The 16558-nt window shown below is 67.7% G+C and carries 14 protein-coding genes; 6 read left to right on the top strand and 8 right to left on the bottom strand.

The features are described from left to right. The 8 genes from WG922_RS12900 to WG922_RS12865 all read right to left on the bottom strand — a co-directional run bounded on the left by WG922_RS12900 (position 1) and on the right by WG922_RS12865 (position 9777). The gene (locus WG922_RS12900) at positions 1-1038 is read right to left on the bottom strand and encodes an NAD-dependent epimerase/dehydratase family protein (protein ID WP_340283064.1); all 1038 of its coding nucleotides are present in this window, start codon (positions 1036-1038) and stop codon (positions 1-3) included. After that, positions 1035-2357, bottom strand: a complete 1323-nt coding sequence (locus tag WG922_RS12895) for an NAD(P)H-dependent oxidoreductase (RefSeq protein ID WP_340283063.1) — start codon at positions 2355-2357, stop codon at positions 1035-1037. Before WG922_RS12895 ends, WG922_RS12900 begins: the two co-directional genes overlap by 4 nt. Further along, a complete protein-coding gene (rfbC, locus tag WG922_RS12890) occupies positions 2354-2893 on the bottom strand; it encodes a dTDP-4-dehydrorhamnose 3,5-epimerase (RefSeq protein ID WP_340283062.1) in 540 nt (179 codons plus the stop codon). Before rfbC ends, WG922_RS12895 begins: the two co-directional genes overlap by 4 nt. A gap of 13 nt (positions 2894-2906) precedes the next feature. Beyond that, entirely contained in the window at positions 2907-3680 is a 774-nt protein-coding gene (gene rfbF, locus WG922_RS12885) for a glucose-1-phosphate cytidylyltransferase (protein ID WP_340283061.1), read from the bottom strand. 207 nt (positions 3681-3887) lie between these two features. Next, complete coding sequence (locus WG922_RS12880; protein ID WP_340283060.1) at positions 3888-5411, bottom strand: SpoVR family protein; 1524 nt, start codon at positions 5409-5411, stop codon at positions 3888-3890. Further along, complete coding sequence (locus tag WG922_RS12875) at positions 5408-6727, bottom strand: YeaH/YhbH family protein (RefSeq protein WP_340283059.1); 1320 nt, start codon at positions 6725-6727, stop codon at positions 5408-5410. The genes WG922_RS12880 and WG922_RS12875 overlap by 4 nt, the downstream gene beginning before the upstream one ends. A gap of 24 nt (positions 6728-6751) precedes the next feature. Beyond that, the gene (locus WG922_RS12870) at positions 6752-8674 is read right to left on the bottom strand and encodes a PrkA family serine protein kinase (protein WP_340283058.1); all 1923 of its coding nucleotides are present in this window, start codon (positions 8672-8674) and stop codon (positions 6752-6754) included. 239 nt (positions 8675-8913) lie between these two features. Further along, positions 8914-9777, bottom strand: coding sequence for an amidohydrolase family protein (locus WG922_RS12865; protein ID WP_340283057.1), 864 nt, complete (start codon positions 9775-9777; stop codon positions 8914-8916). A gap of 92 nt (positions 9778-9869) precedes the next feature. Here WG922_RS12865 and WG922_RS12860 point away from each other — a divergent pair, with 92 nt between their 5' ends. Genes WG922_RS12860 through WG922_RS12835 form a run of 6 tightly spaced genes read left to right on the top strand, consistent with a single transcriptional unit; the run spans position 9870 to position 16536 of the window. Beyond that, positions 9870-10646: a crotonase/enoyl-CoA hydratase family protein gene (locus WG922_RS12860; protein ID WP_340283056.1), complete on the top strand. Its 777-nt coding sequence runs from the start codon at positions 9870-9872 to the stop codon at positions 10644-10646. Position 10647: 1 nt separating this feature from the next. Then, positions 10648-12510, top strand: a complete 1863-nt coding sequence (locus tag WG922_RS12855; protein WP_340283055.1) for a feruloyl-CoA synthase — start codon at positions 10648-10650, stop codon at positions 12508-12510. Between the two features lie 7 nt (positions 12511-12517). Then, positions 12518-13303 carry an SDR family NAD(P)-dependent oxidoreductase gene (locus WG922_RS12850; protein WP_340283054.1) on the top strand — a complete coding sequence of 262 codons (786 nt, stop codon included), beginning with the start codon at positions 12518-12520 and terminating at the stop codon, positions 13301-13303. Positions 13304-13363: 60 nt separating this feature from the next. Beyond that, positions 13364-14353, top strand: coding sequence for a Bug family tripartite tricarboxylate transporter substrate binding protein (locus WG922_RS12845; RefSeq protein ID WP_340283053.1), 990 nt, complete (start codon positions 13364-13366; stop codon positions 14351-14353). 33 nt (positions 14354-14386) lie between these two features. After that, entirely contained in the window at positions 14387-16075 is a 1689-nt protein-coding gene (locus WG922_RS12840) for an acyl-CoA dehydrogenase (protein ID WP_340283052.1), read from the top strand. A gap of 5 nt (positions 16076-16080) precedes the next feature. Continuing rightward, on the top strand, positions 16081-16536 hold the full coding sequence (locus tag WG922_RS12835; protein ID WP_340283051.1) for a MarR family winged helix-turn-helix transcriptional regulator: 456 nt from the start codon (positions 16081-16083) through the stop codon (positions 16534-16536). The last annotated feature ends 22 nt before the right edge of the window (positions 16537-16558 follow it).

The following is a 16558-nucleotide window of genomic DNA, read 5'->3' as shown; positions in this document are numbered from 1 at the left end:
TCAGTGCTTCCAGTAGAAGCGCTCGTCGAGCTGGCCGCTCTGGCTGAGGTAGCGCAGCTGCTTGAGCCGCGTGAAAGGCCGCGAGTCGAACAGCGCCGCGTCGAGCTGGATGCGGCTGAACACCTCGTGCAGCTGGCGCGCACCGCGGCGCGCGTCCCAGCTGCAGCGAAAGCCCGGCAGCTGCTCGTGGATCTTGGCGAAACTCACGCGGTAGCTGCGGTTGTCGGCGCCCGCCTGGCCGAAGCTCAGCTCGCAGCCGGGAAACACCTCGGCCACGATCTGCGCGATCTCGCGCACCTGGTAGTTGTCGGCGTCGTGACCGACGTTGAAGACCTGGTTGTGCACGGCATCACGGGGCGCCTCCAGTGCGCAGGCCACCGCCTCGCAGATGTCCAGCACGTGCACCAGCGGCCGCCAGGGCGTGCCGTCGCTGGTCATGGCGATGCGGCCACTGGTGGCGGCGATGCCGCACAGGTTGTTCAGCACGATGTCGAAGCGCATGCGCGGCGAGGCGCCATAGGCGGTGGCGTTGCGCAGGAAAGTCGGCGAGAAGCCGTCGGCGGCGAGCGCGCCGACGTCGCGCTCGACGAAGGTTTTGCACCGCGCATAGGCGGTCTGCGGATTGGTCGGCGACTCCTCGGTCATGGGCGCGCCGCCGTCGGCCACGCCATAGACGCTGCACGAGGAGGTGTAGACGAAGCGCTGCACGCCGGCTTCACGCGCGAGCTCCGCCAGGCGCAGCGAGGCCTGGTGGTTGATCTCGTAGGTGAGCTCGGGAACGTTCTCGCCCAGCGGGTCGTTGGACAGCTCCGCAAGATGCACCACCGCATCGACGCCCTGCAGGTCCTCGGCGCCGACCTGCCGGATATCACGGTTGACGGTGCGCGGAAAGCCCGGCACCAGGCTGCGGTCGCTGAATAGCCAGCCGTCGCGGTAGTAGCCGGTGTCGAGGCCGACGATGTCGTGGCCGCGGGCTTGCAGATACGGAGCGAGCAGGCAGCCGATGTAGCCTTCGACGCCGGTGACGAGCAGTTTCATGCGTTCCTCGTGCAGGGAGAAAGTTGGGGGAAGAAGCGGTCCATCTGCTCGCGCCAGAGCCGGTCGGCCAGACGCCCCGCAGGCAGTTCGACGTCGTCGAAGGTCAGCACCTCGTCGCGCGCCATGTCGTGCTTGAGGCGGCAGCCTTCGGCCAGTCCGATGGGCAGCAGGTTCTGCCGGCGCGCCACGTCGGCGTTCTCCGCCAGGCCATAGGTCATGTAGCAGCCCAGGCCGTCGAGCACGGCGCCGGCGCGCAGCTCGGTCTTGGCGGTCGCCACCACCTCGACCAGCGGTGCTCCCAGCGGCGTCAGCGCGGCGTCGCCGAACAGGACCGCGCGCGCCACGGTGTTGGGCACCTCGAAGTGGCACAGGTGGTAGGGCGTGTAGAAGCAGTAGAGCGGCCCCTTGCCCAGCTTGTAGAGGTCCAGGTAGTGGCGCTGCTGCGGATGGTCGTGCGTGCCCAGCACGTACACGCCCGGCCCGGGCATGGCGCCCACGACGTAATCGACGATGCCAGGCCCCTCGACCAGGTCCTGCAGCGGATACAGCTCCACCGCCTGCTGGATCGGCGTGCCTGCGGGGACGGTGGGGCCATGCATGCCGCGCTTGGCCACGCGCATGCCGGTGCCGTTGGCGACGATGGCGTTCTCGAAGGAGATCTTGGTGCCGTCGGCGAAGGAGGTCACCATCGACGGGTTCTGCCCCCACTGCTTGGCAAAGCCGGCCTGCGTGGTCGGGTTGCGGTAGGGGTCGTGCAGGCCCTTGATGTTGCCGCACAGCACCGGCTTGACCCCGATGCCGCGCACGAAACGATAGAGGTTCATCATCACGCCGGGCTGGTCGCCGTCGGCGTTGGTGAGCACCACGCCAGCGCGGTCGGCATAGGTCTTGAGGATCGGTCCGACGGTGCCGTCCACTTCGGCGTTCATGAGGACCACGTGCTTGCCGTGGCCGATGGCCTCGAGCGTGACCGCGGCGGCCTCCTCGATGGTGCCGGTGACTTCGACGATGGCATCGATGCCTTCGGCGCGGCACAGCAGCAGCGGATCCTGCGTGATGGCGGGCGTTCCCGCCTGGATGCACTGCTCCAGCGCAGCCACCGACTCCACGGTGCGTACGCCCTCCTGGCCAGCCTCACGGTACGCCCGTGCGGCCGTCTCGAGCGTGCGGTTGGCGATGGCGGCGACCCGCATGCCCGGAACCGACAGCGCGATCTGCAGCGCGACCCCGCGGGCCATGAAGCCTGCGCCCACCAGGCCGATGCGGATGGGGCGGCCCTCTCGGGCGCGCTGTTCGAGCGCCTTGTCGATGAGGATCATTGAACCTCCCGCTGGAAGGGGGGCCAGCTGCGGTCCTTGTCGGAGGCGTCGCGCACGGGCACGGGCCACTCGATGCCGAAGGCCGGATCGTCCCAGCGCAGGCCGCCCTCGGCCTCAGGCGTGTAGAAGGCCGAGACCTGGTAGGTGACGGCAGCGTCGTCGGTGAGCGAGACGAATCCGTGCGCAAAGCCCTTGGGCACCAGCAGCATGCGGCCGTTATCTTCGCTGAGCTCGGCTCCGAACCACTGGCAGTAGGTCGGCGACTGCGGCCGCAGGTCGATGATGGCGTCCCAGATGGCGCCGCGGGCGCAGCGCACCAGCTTGTCCTCGGCGTGGGGCGCCTTCTGGAAGTGCATGCCGCGCATGGTGCCGGCGTTGCGGGTGAGCGAGAGGTTGGTCTGCACCATGCGCTCGGGCAGCCCGCGCTCGGCGAACTCCTTCTCGCAGTAGATGCGCGCGAACCAGCCGCGCGCGTCCTGGCGGCGCTCGGGCACGACCAGCATGGCGCCTTCCAGGGGCGTGGGGGTGAAGATCATCGCCGAGTCCTCCTTACCAGAGCTTCCAGGGCGCGCGGCCGCTGGTCCACATCGCTTCGAGGGTCTGCTTGTCGCGCAGGGTGTCCATGGGCTGCCAGAACCCCTCGTGGCGGTATGCCGAGAGCTGGCCGGCGGCGGCCAGGCGCTCCATCGGCTCACGCTCCCAAACGGTGTCGTCGCCATCGATGAGCCCCAGCACCTCGCGCTCGAGCACGAAGAAGCCGCCGTTGATCCAGGCTCCATCGCCGCCCGGCTTCTCCTTGAAGCTGCCGATGCGCGCGCTGTCCGCGTGCAGGGTGAAGGCACCGAAGCGGCCCGGCGGCTGCACGGCCGTGACGGTAGCCTGCGTACCCTGGGCCTTGTGGAAGGCGACCAGGGCCCGGATATCGACATTGCCGACGCCGTCGCCATAGGTGCAGCAGAACGGCCCGTCGGTCAGGTAGGGCATTGCACGGCGCAGGCGCCCGCCGGTCATGGTCTCCAGGCCGGTATCGACCAGGGTGACACGCCAGGGCTCGTTGGAGGTGCGCAGCAGCGTGGTGGTGTTCTCCCGCATGTCGAAGCGCACGTCGGCGCCATCGAGTGCGTAGTCGCGGAAGAACTGCTTGATGACGTGGCCCTTGTAGCCGCAGCAGATCACGAAGTCGCTGATCCCATGGGCCAGGTAGATCTTCATGATGTGCCAGAGGATCGGACGCCCGCCGATCTCCACCATGGGCTTGGGACGGACTGCGCTTTCTTCGCTGATGCGGGTGCCGTAGCCGCCAGCAAGGATGACTGCCTGCATGGGCCGCCTCAACGATTGAAAGAGCCCGGGAGGCGGTGGCGGCTGCGCGTGTTGCTCATTGTGTCTCCCGTTGATTTCTGAGACCTCAATGCTGTGCTTCAGCGCGGAACGCTTACGTCAGCGTCAACCTACATCGCCAGTCAGACGCCGCCTCAGCCTCAGCAGGAGCGCGCCCCCCGAGCCTGCGCGGCAGCTCAGGCGCGAGGCTCAGCCGTGCGGAATGGGGGTGACTTCCCAGTGCTGCAGGACGCGCTCATGGCTGTCCACGCTCTCCAGGCGCACCCGGAAACCCCACAGCCGCCCCACGTGCTTGAGCACCTCTTCGGCACTGTTGTCGAGCGGACGGTCGTTCTGGCGCACGTGGCGCAGCGTGAGCGATCGATCGCCGCGCAGGTTGACGTTCCAGACCTGGATGCTCGGCTCGCGGAAGTTCAGGTCGTACTGGCGCGAGAGCGCCTCGCGCACCCGCCGGTAGCCCGTCTCGTCGTGGATCGCGGCCACTTCGAGCTCCTTGCGCGAAGCGTCATCGACGATGGAGAAGAGGCGGAACTCGCGCATGAGGTGCGGCGAGAGGAACTGGCCGACGAAGCTCTCGTCCTTGAAGTGGCGCATGGCATGGTCCAGCGTCTTGAGCCAGTCGCTGCCCGCGATGTCGGGAAACCACTCGCGGTCTTCCGCCGTGGGGTGCTCGCAGATGCGGCGCAGGTCGGTGAACATCGCATACCCGAGCGCGTACGGATTGATGCCCGAGTAACGCGGGTCGGTCACCGGCGGCTGGAACACCACGTTGGTGTGCGAAGCCAGGCACTCGATCATGAAGCCGTCGGCCAGCTGGCCTTCGTCGTACATGGTGTTGAGCAGGTTGTAGTGCCAGAAGGTGGCCCAGCCCTCGTTCATCACCTGCGTCTGGCGCTGCGGATAGAAGTACTGCGCGACCTTGCGCACGATCCGCACGATCTCGCGCTGCCAGGGTTCGAGCAGCGGCGCATTCTTCTCGATGAAATAGAGCAGGTTCTCCTGGGGCTCCTCGGGGTAGCGCTTGTGCTCCTTGCGCTGCTGCTTGCCGGGCGTGCGCGGCAGGGTGCGCCAGAGATCGTTCACCTGCTGCTGCAGATAGGCCTCGCGCTCCTTGCGCCGCTGCTCTTCCTCCACCATGGAGATCTTCTGCGGGCGGCGATAGCGATCGACGCCGTAATTCATCAGGGCATGGCAGGCATCGAGCACCTCCTCCACCGCCTCCAGGCCATGGCGCTCTTCGCAGTCGGCGATGTAGCCCTTGGCGTAGACCAGGTAGTCGATGATCGAACTCGCATCCGTCCACATGCGGAACAGATAGTTGCCCTTGAAGAACGAGTTGTGTCCGAAGCAGGCGTGGGCCATGACCAGCGCCTGCATGGGCATCGTGTTCTCCTCCATCAGGTAGGCGATGCACGGGTCGGAGTTGATGACGATCTCGTAGGCCAGGCCCATGTGGCCGCGGCGGTAGTTCTTCTCGCTGGAGATGAACTGCTTGCCGAAGGACCAGTGGCGGTAGTTGACCGGCATGCCGACGGATGCGTACGCGTCCAGCATCTGCTCGGCCGAGATGAGCTCCAGCTGCACCGGATAGGTGTCGAGCTTGTAGCGCTCCGCCGTGCGGCGGATGGCGTCGAAGTAGGTCTCGAGCAGCTCGAAGTTCCAGTCCGACGCGGCGGGCAGCCGGGGGCGGCGCTGCTGCAGGACGGCATTCATGATGTGATCACTCCGTTCGGGCTCTTTCTGAAGAGGTCACGGAACACCGGGAATATCTGGGCTGGCGTGACGATCTTCTGCATGGCGAAGTGCGCGTTGGCGTCGCGCACGCGGGTGTACTCCTCCCAGAGGTTCTGGTCTTCGTCGGCCACCTGCACGTAGGCGAAGTAGCGCACCAGCGGAAGCAGCTTGTTCTCGAGGATGTCGCGGCACTTGGACGAGTCCTGCTGCCAGTTGTCGCCGTCGGAAGCCTGCGCGCCATAGATGTTCCATTCGCTGCCCATGTAGCGCTCGCGGATCACCTGGTGCATGAGCGTCAGCGCACTCGAGACCACCGTGCCGCCGCTCTCGGTCGCATGGAAGAACTCGTCCTCCTGCACTTCGGCCGCCTGCGTGTGGTGGCGGATGAACACCACGTCGGTCTGCTTGTAGTGGCGCGAGAGGAACAGGTAGAGCAGGATGAAGAACCGCTTGGCCAGGTCCTTGCGCGCCTCGTCCATCGAGCCGGAGACGTCCATCAGGCAGAACATCACGGCCTTGCTGGTGGGCAGCGGCTCGCGGATGCGGTGGCGAAAGCGCAGGTCGAACGGATCGAGGAAAGGCACGCGCCCCAGCCGCTTGCGCAGCTCCTCGACCTCCGCGCGCAGCATGTCGATCTCGGCCGCCGGCGTGTCGGGCCGCTGCTCGAGCAGGCGCAGGTGCTCTTCGGCGCGGCGCAACTCGAGGCGGGCCTCGCCGCCCATGGCGATGCGCCGTCCCAGCGCCACGCGCATCGAGCGCACCACGTGCAGGCTGGTCGGGTTGCCCTCGGAGATGAAGCCCGCTCGCCGGGTCTTCCACTCGGGCGCATCGGCCAGCAGCTGCGTGCGGATCAGGCGCGGCAAGGCCAGGTCGTCGAAGAAGTAGTTCATGAACTCCTCCCGCGTGATGCGGAAGGTGAAATCGTCTTCGCCGCTGCCGTCGGGCGAGGCGTCGCCGCTGCCGCTGCCGCCACCGCCGCCGCGCGGCCGCGGTATGCGGTCTCCGCGCACGTACTCCTGGTTGCCCGGATGCACCATCTCGCGATTGCCCCCCGAGCCGTGGTGGAACACCGGCTCGGAGACGTCGCGCTTGGGAAGGCTGATGTCGGCGCCTTCCTCTATGTTGTGGATGCTGCGGTCGCCCACCGCCTTGCGCACCGCATCGCGGATCTGCTCGCGGTAGCGCCGCAGGAACCGCTCACGGTTGCCGATGGACTTGTTCTTGCCCGACAGCCTGCGGTCGATGATCTGGTGGAGCGCGTTGCGCTCCCCTGGTGTTTTGCTCGGCCCCGTCACTGGCGCCCCTCTGCCTCAAGGATGTCACGAGCTCTTGCGCACCCGCAGGTACCACTCGCACAACAGGCGCACCTGGCGGTGCGTGTAACCCTTCTCAACCATGCGGTTGACGAAGTCTTCGTGCTTCTTCTGCTCGTCGGCGCTGGCCTTGGCATTGAAGCTGATCACCGGCAGCAGGTCCTCGGTGTTCGAGAACATCTTCTTCTCGATCACGGTGCGCAGTTTCTCGTAGCTGGTCCACACCGGGTTCTTCCCGGCGTTGTTGGCCCGAGCGCGCAGGACGAAGTTGACGATTTCGTTGCGGAAGTCCTTGGGATTGGACAGACCCGCGGGCTTCTCGATCTTCTCGAGTTCGGCGTTCAGTGCCCCCCGGTCGAAGATCTCGCCGGTGTCGGTGTCGCGGTACTCCTGGTCCTGGATCCAGAAGTCGGCATAGGTCACATAGCGGTCGAAGATGTTCTGGCCGTACTCGGAATACGACTCCAGGTAGGCCGTCTGGATCTCCTTGCCGATGAACTCGGCGTACCGCGCCGCCATGTGCTCCTTGATGAAGGAGAGGTACTTCTGCTCGGTCTCGGGCGGGAACTGCTCGCGCTCGATCTGCTGTTCGAGCACGTACATCAGGTGCACCGGGTTCGCCGCGACTTCGTTGGAGTCGAAGTTGAAGACCTTCGACAGGATCTTGAACGCGAAGCGCGTGGAGATGCCCGTCATGCCCTCATCGACGCCGGCATAGTCGCGGTACTCCTGGTAGCTCTTGGCCTTGGGGTCGGTGTCCTTGAGGTTCTCGCCGTCGTAGATCTGCATCTTGGAGAAGATGCTGGAGTTCTCGGGCTCCTTCAGCCGCGTGAGCACCGCGAACTGCGCCATCATCTTGAGCGTGCCCGGCGCGCAGACCGCGTCCTTAAGCGACGAGTTGCGAATCAGCTTCTCGTAGATCTTCACTTCCTCGGTGACCCGCAGGCAGTAGGGCACCTTGACGATGTAGATGCGGTCGAGGAACGCCTCGTTGTTCTTGTTGTTGCGGAAGGCCTTCCACTCGCTCTCATTGGAGTGGGCCATCACGATGCCGTCGAACGGGATGGCGCCGAAGCCCTCGGTACCCTTGAAGTTGCCTTCCTGGGTGGCGGTGAGCAGCGGGTGCAGCACCTTGATGGGCGCCTTGAACATCTCGACGAATTCGAGCAGGCCCTGGTTGGCCAGGCACAGGCCGCCGGAGTAGCTGTAGGCGTCCGGGTCGTCCTGGGCATAGGACTCGAGCTTGCGGATGTCGATCTTGCCGACCAGCGAGGAGATGTCCTGGTTGTTCTCGTCACCCGGCTCGGTCTTGGCGATCGCGACCTGCTTGAGGATGGAGGGGTAGCGCTTGACCACGCGGAACTTGCGGATGTCGCCGCCGTACTCCTGCAGCCGCTTGACCGCCCACGGCGACATGATGCGCTGCAGATAGCGCGGCGCGATGCCGAACTGCTGCTCGAGCAGCGGCGCGTCCTCGGCGTTGTTGAACAGCGCCAGCGGCGACTCGTTCACCGGCGAGCCCTTGATCGCATAGAACGGCACCTGCTCCATGAGCGCCTTGAGCCGCTCGGCGATCGAGGACTTGCCCCCGCCCACCGGACCGAGCAGATACAGGATCTGCTTCTTTTCCTCGAGACCCTGCGCCGCATGGCGAAAGTGCGAGACCACCTGTTCGATGGGCTCTTCGAGACCGTAGAAATCTTTGAACGCAGGGTAGATGCGCACCATCTTGTTGCCGAAGACGCGCGACAGGCGCGGGTCGTGGCGGGTGTCGATGACCTCGGGTTCGCCTATGGCAGCCAGCATGCGCTCGGCGGCCGTTGCATAGACGAGGGGATCGCGTTTGCACAGATCCAGGTACTCCTCGAGCGACATCTCCTCCTCGCGCGTCTGTTCATAACGCGCCAGGAAGTTGCGGATCACGTCCATGGAACCTCCTTCCAACTACACGGTGATGCACTGCAGATTGCGGTGCCCACTGGTGCGTCCCACTTTAGCGCAGCAGGGTTTGCGGCCCCGCTTGCCCACTGTCAGTCGGCACCTGTCATCAATGTAGGTGAACGACAGACAAATGAGAAGCGCGCAAGTTCCCCCGGAAAACCCTTTACACACACCCGCTGCTTCCGGGCAACGGGCGCGAAAAACCCGCTTGCGAAGTGCTGCGCGTGCTATGCGAGACCGAGGAGACGCACCGCATTGCCCTTGAGGATGCCGGGCATCACTTCGGGCTTGAAGCCCGCCTCCTCGAAGTCCTTCATCCACCGCTCCGGCGTGATCAGCGGATAGTCGCTTCCGAAGAGCACGCGGTCCTTGAGCAGCGTGTTCGCGTACTGCACCAGCTGCTTCGGAAAGTACTTCGGGCTCCAGCCGGACAAGTCGATCCAGACGTTGGGCTTGTGGGTCGCCACGGAGAGCGCCTCGTCCTGCCACGGCCAGCTCGGATGCGCCATCACGATCTGCATGTCGGGAAAGTCGATGGCGACGTCGTCGAGGTGCATGGGGTTGCTGTACTCCAGGCGCAGCCCGCCTCCGCAGCGCATGCCCGAACCGATGCCGCTGTGGCCGGTGTGGAAGATCGTGGGCAGCTTGTGCGCGTTGATCACCTCGTAGATCGGCCACGCCATCTTGTCGTAAGGGTGGTAGCCCTGCACCGTGGGGTGGAACTTGAAGCCTTTCACGCCGTGTTCCGCGATCAGCCGCTCGGCCTCGCGCGCCCCCATCTTTCCCTTGTGCGGATCGATGCTGGCGAAGCACATCATCATGTCGGCGTTCTCGCGCGCGGCCTGCGCGATCTCCTCGTTGGGGATGCGCCGTCGACCCAGCTTGGCCTCGCTGTCCACCGTGAACATCACCAGCCCGAGCTTGCGCTCTCGGTAGTACGCGATGGTCTCGGCGATGGTCGGGCGCCGGCTCGAGCGGAAGTACTTGTCGGCCGCGCGGTCGTACTCCTCGCCGTAGTTGTCGAAAGGGTTCCAGCAGCTCACCTCGGCATGCGTGTGGATGTCGATGGCGATGAGGTTGTGGTGGTCCATGGACGGGTTTCCTAGGGTAAATCCCAGAGGGATCGGGTCTTGATTTGGTTATCGTACATAACAATAATCGCCACCACAGGCAAAACCCTCATATGACAACGCAAGACATCCAGCTCGAGGTCCGCGGCCAGGTCGCCGTGGTCCGCCTCAACCGCGCAGCCAAGCGCAACGCCCTCTCCGACGGGCTCGTGCTGGCCATCCGCGATACCTTCGACCAGCTGCCGGCGGAGGTCGGCGCGGCCGTGCTCGACGGCACCGGCGAGCACTTCTGTGCCGGGCTGGATCTGTCCGAGCTGCAGGAGCGCGATGCCGGGGCCGGGCTGCACCACTCGCGCATGTGGCACAAGGCGCTGGACAGCCTGCAGTACGGACGCGTGCCGGTGGTGGCGGCCCTCCACGGGGCGGTGGTCGGCGGCGGCCTCGAGCTCGCCTCCGCCTGCCATGTCCGCGTGGCCGACGAGTCCACGTTCTACGCACTCCCCGAAGGCTCGCGCGGCATCTTCGTGGGCGGCGGCGGGGCGGTGCGGATTCCGCGGCTGATCGGCGCCGCGCGCATGACCGACATGATGCTCACCGGCCGCGTCTACAACGCACAGGAGGGCGAGCGCATCGGCTTCGCCCAGTACCTGGTGCCGGCCGGCACCGCCTTCGACAAGGCCCTCGAGCTCGCAGAGCGCATTGCGCAGAACGCCCCCTTGACGAACTACGCCCTCATGCATGCGCTGCCGCGCATCGCCGAACAGCCGGCCGACCAGGGCTTCTTCACCGAAGCGCTGATGGCCGCCATCGCGCAGAGCGCACCCGAGGCCAAGGAGCGGGTGCGCGCCTTCCTCGAGAAGCGGGCCGACAAGGTCAAGCGGGCGGACTGACATGGACACCGCCAACTCCGCCCCCCGCTACCGTCCCCTGCGTTTCGGCGTCACCCGGGTCGCAGTGCGCGAAGGCCTGCAGGGCATCCGCTACGTGCGCGCCGACCAGGAGCTGCAGCCCTACGCCCACCGGATGACCGACCGCCTCGTGCACTGGGCCGAAACCGAGCCGCAGCGCACCTTCATCGCCCGACGCGAGAAGCAGCCCGACGGCAGCAGCGGCCCCTGGCGCCGCATCAGCTATGCCGAGGCGCTGCACGCGGCGCGCAGCATCGGCCAGGCGCTGCTCGAGCGCGGCTTGTCGGCCGAGCGCCCGGTGGTGATCCTGAGCGAGAACGACCTCGAGCACGCCCTGCTCGCGCTCGGCTGCCTCTATGCCGGCGTGCCGTGGTGCCCGGCCTCGCCGGCCTACTCCACCGTGAGCCAGGACTACGACAAGCTGCGCCACATCCTGTCCACGCTCACGCCCGGGCTGGTGTTTGCAGCCGATGCGCAGCGCTATGGACGCGCCATCGCCGCGGCGGTGGGCGACGATGTCGAGGTGGTGCTCGCTGCCGGCGAGCTCGCGCGGCCGACCACCGCGTTCTCGGCGCTGCTCGCCACGCCCGCAACGCCCGCGGTCGATGCGGCGATGCAGGCCACCGGCCCCGACACCATCGCCAAGTTCCTCTTCACCTCCGGCTCGACCAAGCTGCCCAAGGGCGTGGTCAACACCCACCGCATGTGGTGCGCCAACCAGCAGCAGATGCGCCAGAGCATGCCCCTGCTGGCCGAGGAGCCGCCGGTGCTGGTCGATTGGCTGCCCTGGAACCACACCTTCGGCGGCAACCACAACGTCGGCCTCACCCTCTACAACGGTGGCACGCTCTACATCGACGACGGCAAGCCCACGCCGGCGTTGATGGGCGAGACCCTGCGCAACCTGCGCGAGATCGCCCCCACGATCTACTTCAACGTGCCCACCGGCTTCGAGGCCATCGCCAACGCCATGAAGCAGGACGACGTTCTGCGGCGCAACCTGCTGTCGCGCGTGCGCATGTTCTTCTACTCCGGCGCAGCGCTCGCGCAGCCGGTCTGGGACGCGCTGCACGAGGTGCAGGAGCGCGAGATCGGCGAGCGCATCGTGATGGGCACCGGCCTGGGCATGACGGAGTCGGCGCCCTTCGCGGTGTTCGTCACCAGCCCCGAGGTGAAGTCGGGCTACCTGGGCGTGCCCACGCCCGGGGTCGAGCTGAAGCTGGTGCCGGTGGACGGCAAGACCGAGGTGCGCTATCGCGGCCCCAACATCACGCCCGGCTACTGGCGCAACGAGGCCGCCACGCGCGAATGCTTCGACGAGGAAGGCTTCTTCTGCACCGGCGACGCCGTGTTGTGGATCGACGAGTCCGACCCGCACAAGGGCCTGAAGTTCGACGGCCGCATCGCCGAGGATTTCAAGCTCGCCACCGGCACCTTCGTGAGCGTGGGGCCGCTGCGCGCCAAGATCATCGCGGCCGGCGCCCCGTATGTGCAGGATGCGGTGATCACGGGCCTGAACCGCAAGGAAGTCGGCGCGCTGATATTCCCCACCCTGGCGGTGCGCCAGCTCGCCGGGCTCGGTGCCGACGCCTCCCTGCGCGAGGTGCTCGAGAGCGCGCCGGTGCAGGCCCACTTCCAGCAGGTGCTGGACACGCTCGCGGCTTCCGGCACCGGCAGCGCCAGCCGCGTCGCGCGCATGCACCTGCTGCACGAGCCGCCCTCGATCGACCTCGGCGAGGTCACCGACAAGGGCTCGATCAACCAGCGCAGCGTGCTCAAGCACCGCGACGCACTCGTGCAGGCCTTCCACGACGGCCAGCTTCCCTTCACCCTCACGCCCCGCTGAAGACGCCATGAACGCCCAGGACCAGGCCGCCCTCGTCACCGGCGGCGCCTCCGGACTCGGCGAGGCCACCGCCCGCGAACTCGCGCGCCTGGGAGCGTGCGTCGCCGTGCTCGACATGCAACGCGAGCGCGCCGAGCGGGTGGCCGCCGACATCAATGCGCAGCACGGCGCCGGCCGCGCGATCGCCTGCGAATGCGACATCACCCGCACCGAGAGCCTGCAGTCGGCGATCGAGCAGGCCGCCGCCGCGCACGGCCCGGCCCGCATCCTGATGAACGTCGCCGGCATCGGCACGGCCAAGCGCATCGTCCAGCGCGACGGCAGCCCGGCACCGCTCGAAGACTTCACGCGTGTGGTCACCGTGAACCTGGTGGGCAGCTACAACGCCGCGCGGCTGTTCGCGGCCGCCTGCGCCCGGCTCGACCCGCTGGCCGACGGCGAGCGCGGCGTGATGGTGTTCACCGCGTCGGTGGCAGCGTTCGACGGGCAGGTCGGCCAGCAGGCCTACAGCGCATCCAAGGCGGGCCTGGTCGGCATGACCTTGCCGATGGCCCGCGACCTCGCGCAGCACGGCATCCGCGTGTGCACCATCGCACCGGGCCTGTTCGCGACACCGCTCATGCAGGAGCTGCCCGAGGCGGTGCAGCAGTCGCTGGCCGCATCCATCCCGTTCCCGCCACGCCTGGGCAAACCCGAAGAGTTCGCCCAGCTCGCAGCGCATATCGTCGGCAACGCCCATCTCAACGGCGAGGTGATCCGGCTGGACGGGGCGCTGCGCATGGCGCCGCGCTAGTTGCACACCTCGCCCACCGGCTTTCCACCACCACCACCACGACACTTCGGAGACCACCGCATGACCACGCGTCGCCAGTTCACCCAATGGGCGGCTTCGGCCGCTGCCCTCTCGGCATTCCCGCTGTCCGCCCTCGCGCAGGCCTTCGAGCAGGTGCGCATCGTCAACGGCTTCCCGGCGGGCGGCACGGCCGACGCCACCAGCCGCCGCATCGGCGAGAAGATGGGCGGCACCGCCTACTCGAAGAACGCCGCGGTGATCGAGAACAAGCCCGGCGCCGGCGGCCGCATCGCCTGCGAAGTGGTCAAGAACGCCGCGCCCGACGGCTCCACGCTGCTGCTCACGCCCTTCTCCTGCACGGCGATCTACCCGCACATCTACAGCCGCCTGAGCTACGACCCCTTCAAGGACCTGATGCCCGTATCCATCGCGGCCGTGATGACGCACGCGCTGGCGGTGGGCCCGATGGTGCCGGCGAGCGTCAAGACGGTGAAGGACTACCTCGCCTGGGCCAAGGCCAACCCCAACCTGGCCAGCTACGGCTCGCCGGCCGCCGGCAGCACGCCGCACTTCCTGGGTGCGCTGCTCGGCCTGAACAACAAGGTCGATCTCAAGCACGTGCCCTACCGCGGCTCGCTGCCGGCGGTTGCCGACATGATCGGCGGCCAGCTCGCCTCCACTTCCACGCCCACCGGCGATGCGCTGGCCAACCACCGCGCCGGCAAGATCCGCATCATCGCCACCTCGGGCGCGCAGCGCACGCCCTTCACGCCCGACGTCGCCACCTACGCCGAGCAGGGCTTCCCCGAGCTCACCACCGAGGAATGGTTCGGCTTCTATGCGCCCGCACGCACGCCGGCCAACGTGATCGCCAGCGCCAACGCCGCCATCAACACCGCCCTCAAGGAAAAGAGCGTCATCGACTCGCTGGCGTTGATGGGCCTGGTGGCCCAGGGCTCCACGCCGGCCGAGATGGACAAGAGCCAGCGCGAGGAGAACCTGCGCTGGGGCCCGCTGGTCAAGCAGATCGGCTTCACCGCCGACTCCTGATACGGCCTTGCGCCTCCGCTCCGCCGCAGCACGATGCACTACCAGCCGCCCCTCGCCGACAACCGTTTCCTCCTGCTCGAGGTGCTCGACGCGCCGGGCCAGTTGCGCCCCGCCTGCGGCGACGAGCGCACCGACCCCGAACTGCTCGGGCAGGTGCTCGAGGAGGCGGCGCGTTTCGTCGGCGGCGTGGTCGCGCCGCTGCGGGCGACCGGCGATGCGCCCGGCTGCCGCTTCGAGGCCGGCCGGGTCGAGACGCCGCCCGGCTTCCGCCAGGCCTACCGGTCCTTCTGGCAGGCCGGCTGGCCGGCGTTGTCCTGCGCGCCCGAGGACGGCGGCCAGGGCCTGCCCTGGGTGGTCGAGGGTGTGCTGTACGAATGGCTCAGCGCCGCCAACCACGGCTGGACGATGGCGCCCGGCCTGCTGCACGGCGCCTATGAATGCCTGCGCCACCACGGCAGCGACGCACTGAAGGCGCAATACCTGCCGAAGATCGCCAGCGGCGAGTGGCTGGCCACCATGTGCCTGACCGAGCCGCACGCCGGCAGCGACCTCGGCCTCGCGCGCACGCGCGGCACGCCCCAGGCCGATGGCAGCGTGCGCGTGTCCGGCACCAAGATCTTCATCTCCGGCGGCGAGCACGACCTCAGCGACAACATCGTCCACCTGGTGCTGGGGCGCCTGCCAGATGCGCCCGCCGGGCCCAAGGGGCTGTCGCTGTTCCTGGTGCCCAAGCTGCTGCCGGACGGCGAATGCAACGCGGCCCACTGCGAGCGCATCGAGGAAAAGATGGGCCTGCACGGCAGCCCCACCTGCGTGATGCGCTTCGACGAAGCGACCGGGTGGCTCGTGGGCGAGGCGCACCGCGGACTGGCCGCGATGTTCGTGATGATGAACGCGGCCCGCCTGCACGTCGCCTTGCAGGGCGTGGGCCTGCTCGACGCCGCGCTGCAACTGGCCCGCGGCTATGCGGCCGAGCGCCGGCAGATGCGGGTGCCGGGTCCGCGTGACGCGAGCCAGCCGGCCGACGCCATCGCGGGACACCCCGCCGTGCGCCGCATCCTGGAGACGCAGCAGGCCTGGGTAGACGCCGGACGTGTGCTGGCCTATCAGACCGGCATCGAGCTCGACCTCGCACGCAGCCACCCCGATCCGACGCGCCGCGAGGCGGCGCAGCAGTGGTGCAGCCTGCTCACGCCGGTGCTCAAGTCGGCCTTCACCGAGCAGGGCTTCCATGGTGCGAGCGACTGCCTGCAGGTGTTCGGCGGCCATGGCTACGTGCGCGAGTGGGGCATCGAGCAGATCGTGCGCGACGCCCGCGTCGCCATGATCTACGAGGGCACCAACGAGATCCAGGCGATCGACCTGCTGGTGCGCAAGGTGCTGCCCGATGGCGGCGCGTCGCTGGGCGCCGTGCTGGACCGGCTGGCGGGCGACCTGGACGCCGCGCGCGACGCACCGCTGCTGGCGTCTGTGCAGCGCCTGCGGGCCGCCACCACCGCCGTGACCGAGCGCGCCCGCTCCGATCCCGAACACGCCTACTGGGTCGCCGGCGACTTCCTGCGCGCCACCGCGCTGGTGCTGATGGGGTGGGCCTGGTCGCGCGTCGCACGGCACGGCGCAGCCGCGCAGCCGCGCTGGCGCCTGCCGGCCGAGGCCTTCGGCCGCTGGATCCTGCCGGAGCTGTCGATGCGCCTGTCGATGCTCGACGACCGCACCGCCTGACGCCCATGGTCCCGCGCTCCGATCTTCCCTGCGTCGAGCAGGTCGACACCGGCTTCCTGGAAGGCCTGCTCGGCTATAACGCGCGCCGCGCCGCGCTGGCCGTGATCGAGGTCTTCGTCGAACGCATGACTCCCTTCGGCCTGCGCCCGGTCGATTTCTCGGTGTTGTCCCTGGTGCATCACAACCCGGGCATCACCTCCCGCCAGCTCTGCGCCAGCCTGGGCATCCTGCCGCCCAACCTGGTGGGGCTGGTGAACACCCTCGAAAAGCGCGAGCTCGTGGAGCGACACCCCCATCCGCGGGACGGCCGCGCGATGGGCCTGCATCTGACTCCCGCGGGCCGGAAACTGGCCGAGGACGCCGAACGCACGGCCGCCGCGCTCGAAGCCGAGGCGGCCGGGCGCCTCAGTACGGCAGAGATGAAGACGCTGATCCGTCTGCTCAAGAAGGTCTATCTCTGAGCGTTACGTAAGGGCGCGGCGG

Source organism: Ramlibacter sp. AN1015 (assembly GCF_037726105.1).
Lineage (GTDB): Bacteria > Pseudomonadota > Gammaproteobacteria > Burkholderiales > Burkholderiaceae_C > Ramlibacter.
Note: the sequence above shows the minus strand (reverse complement) of the source record. Positions and strands in the feature narration are given on the sequence as shown.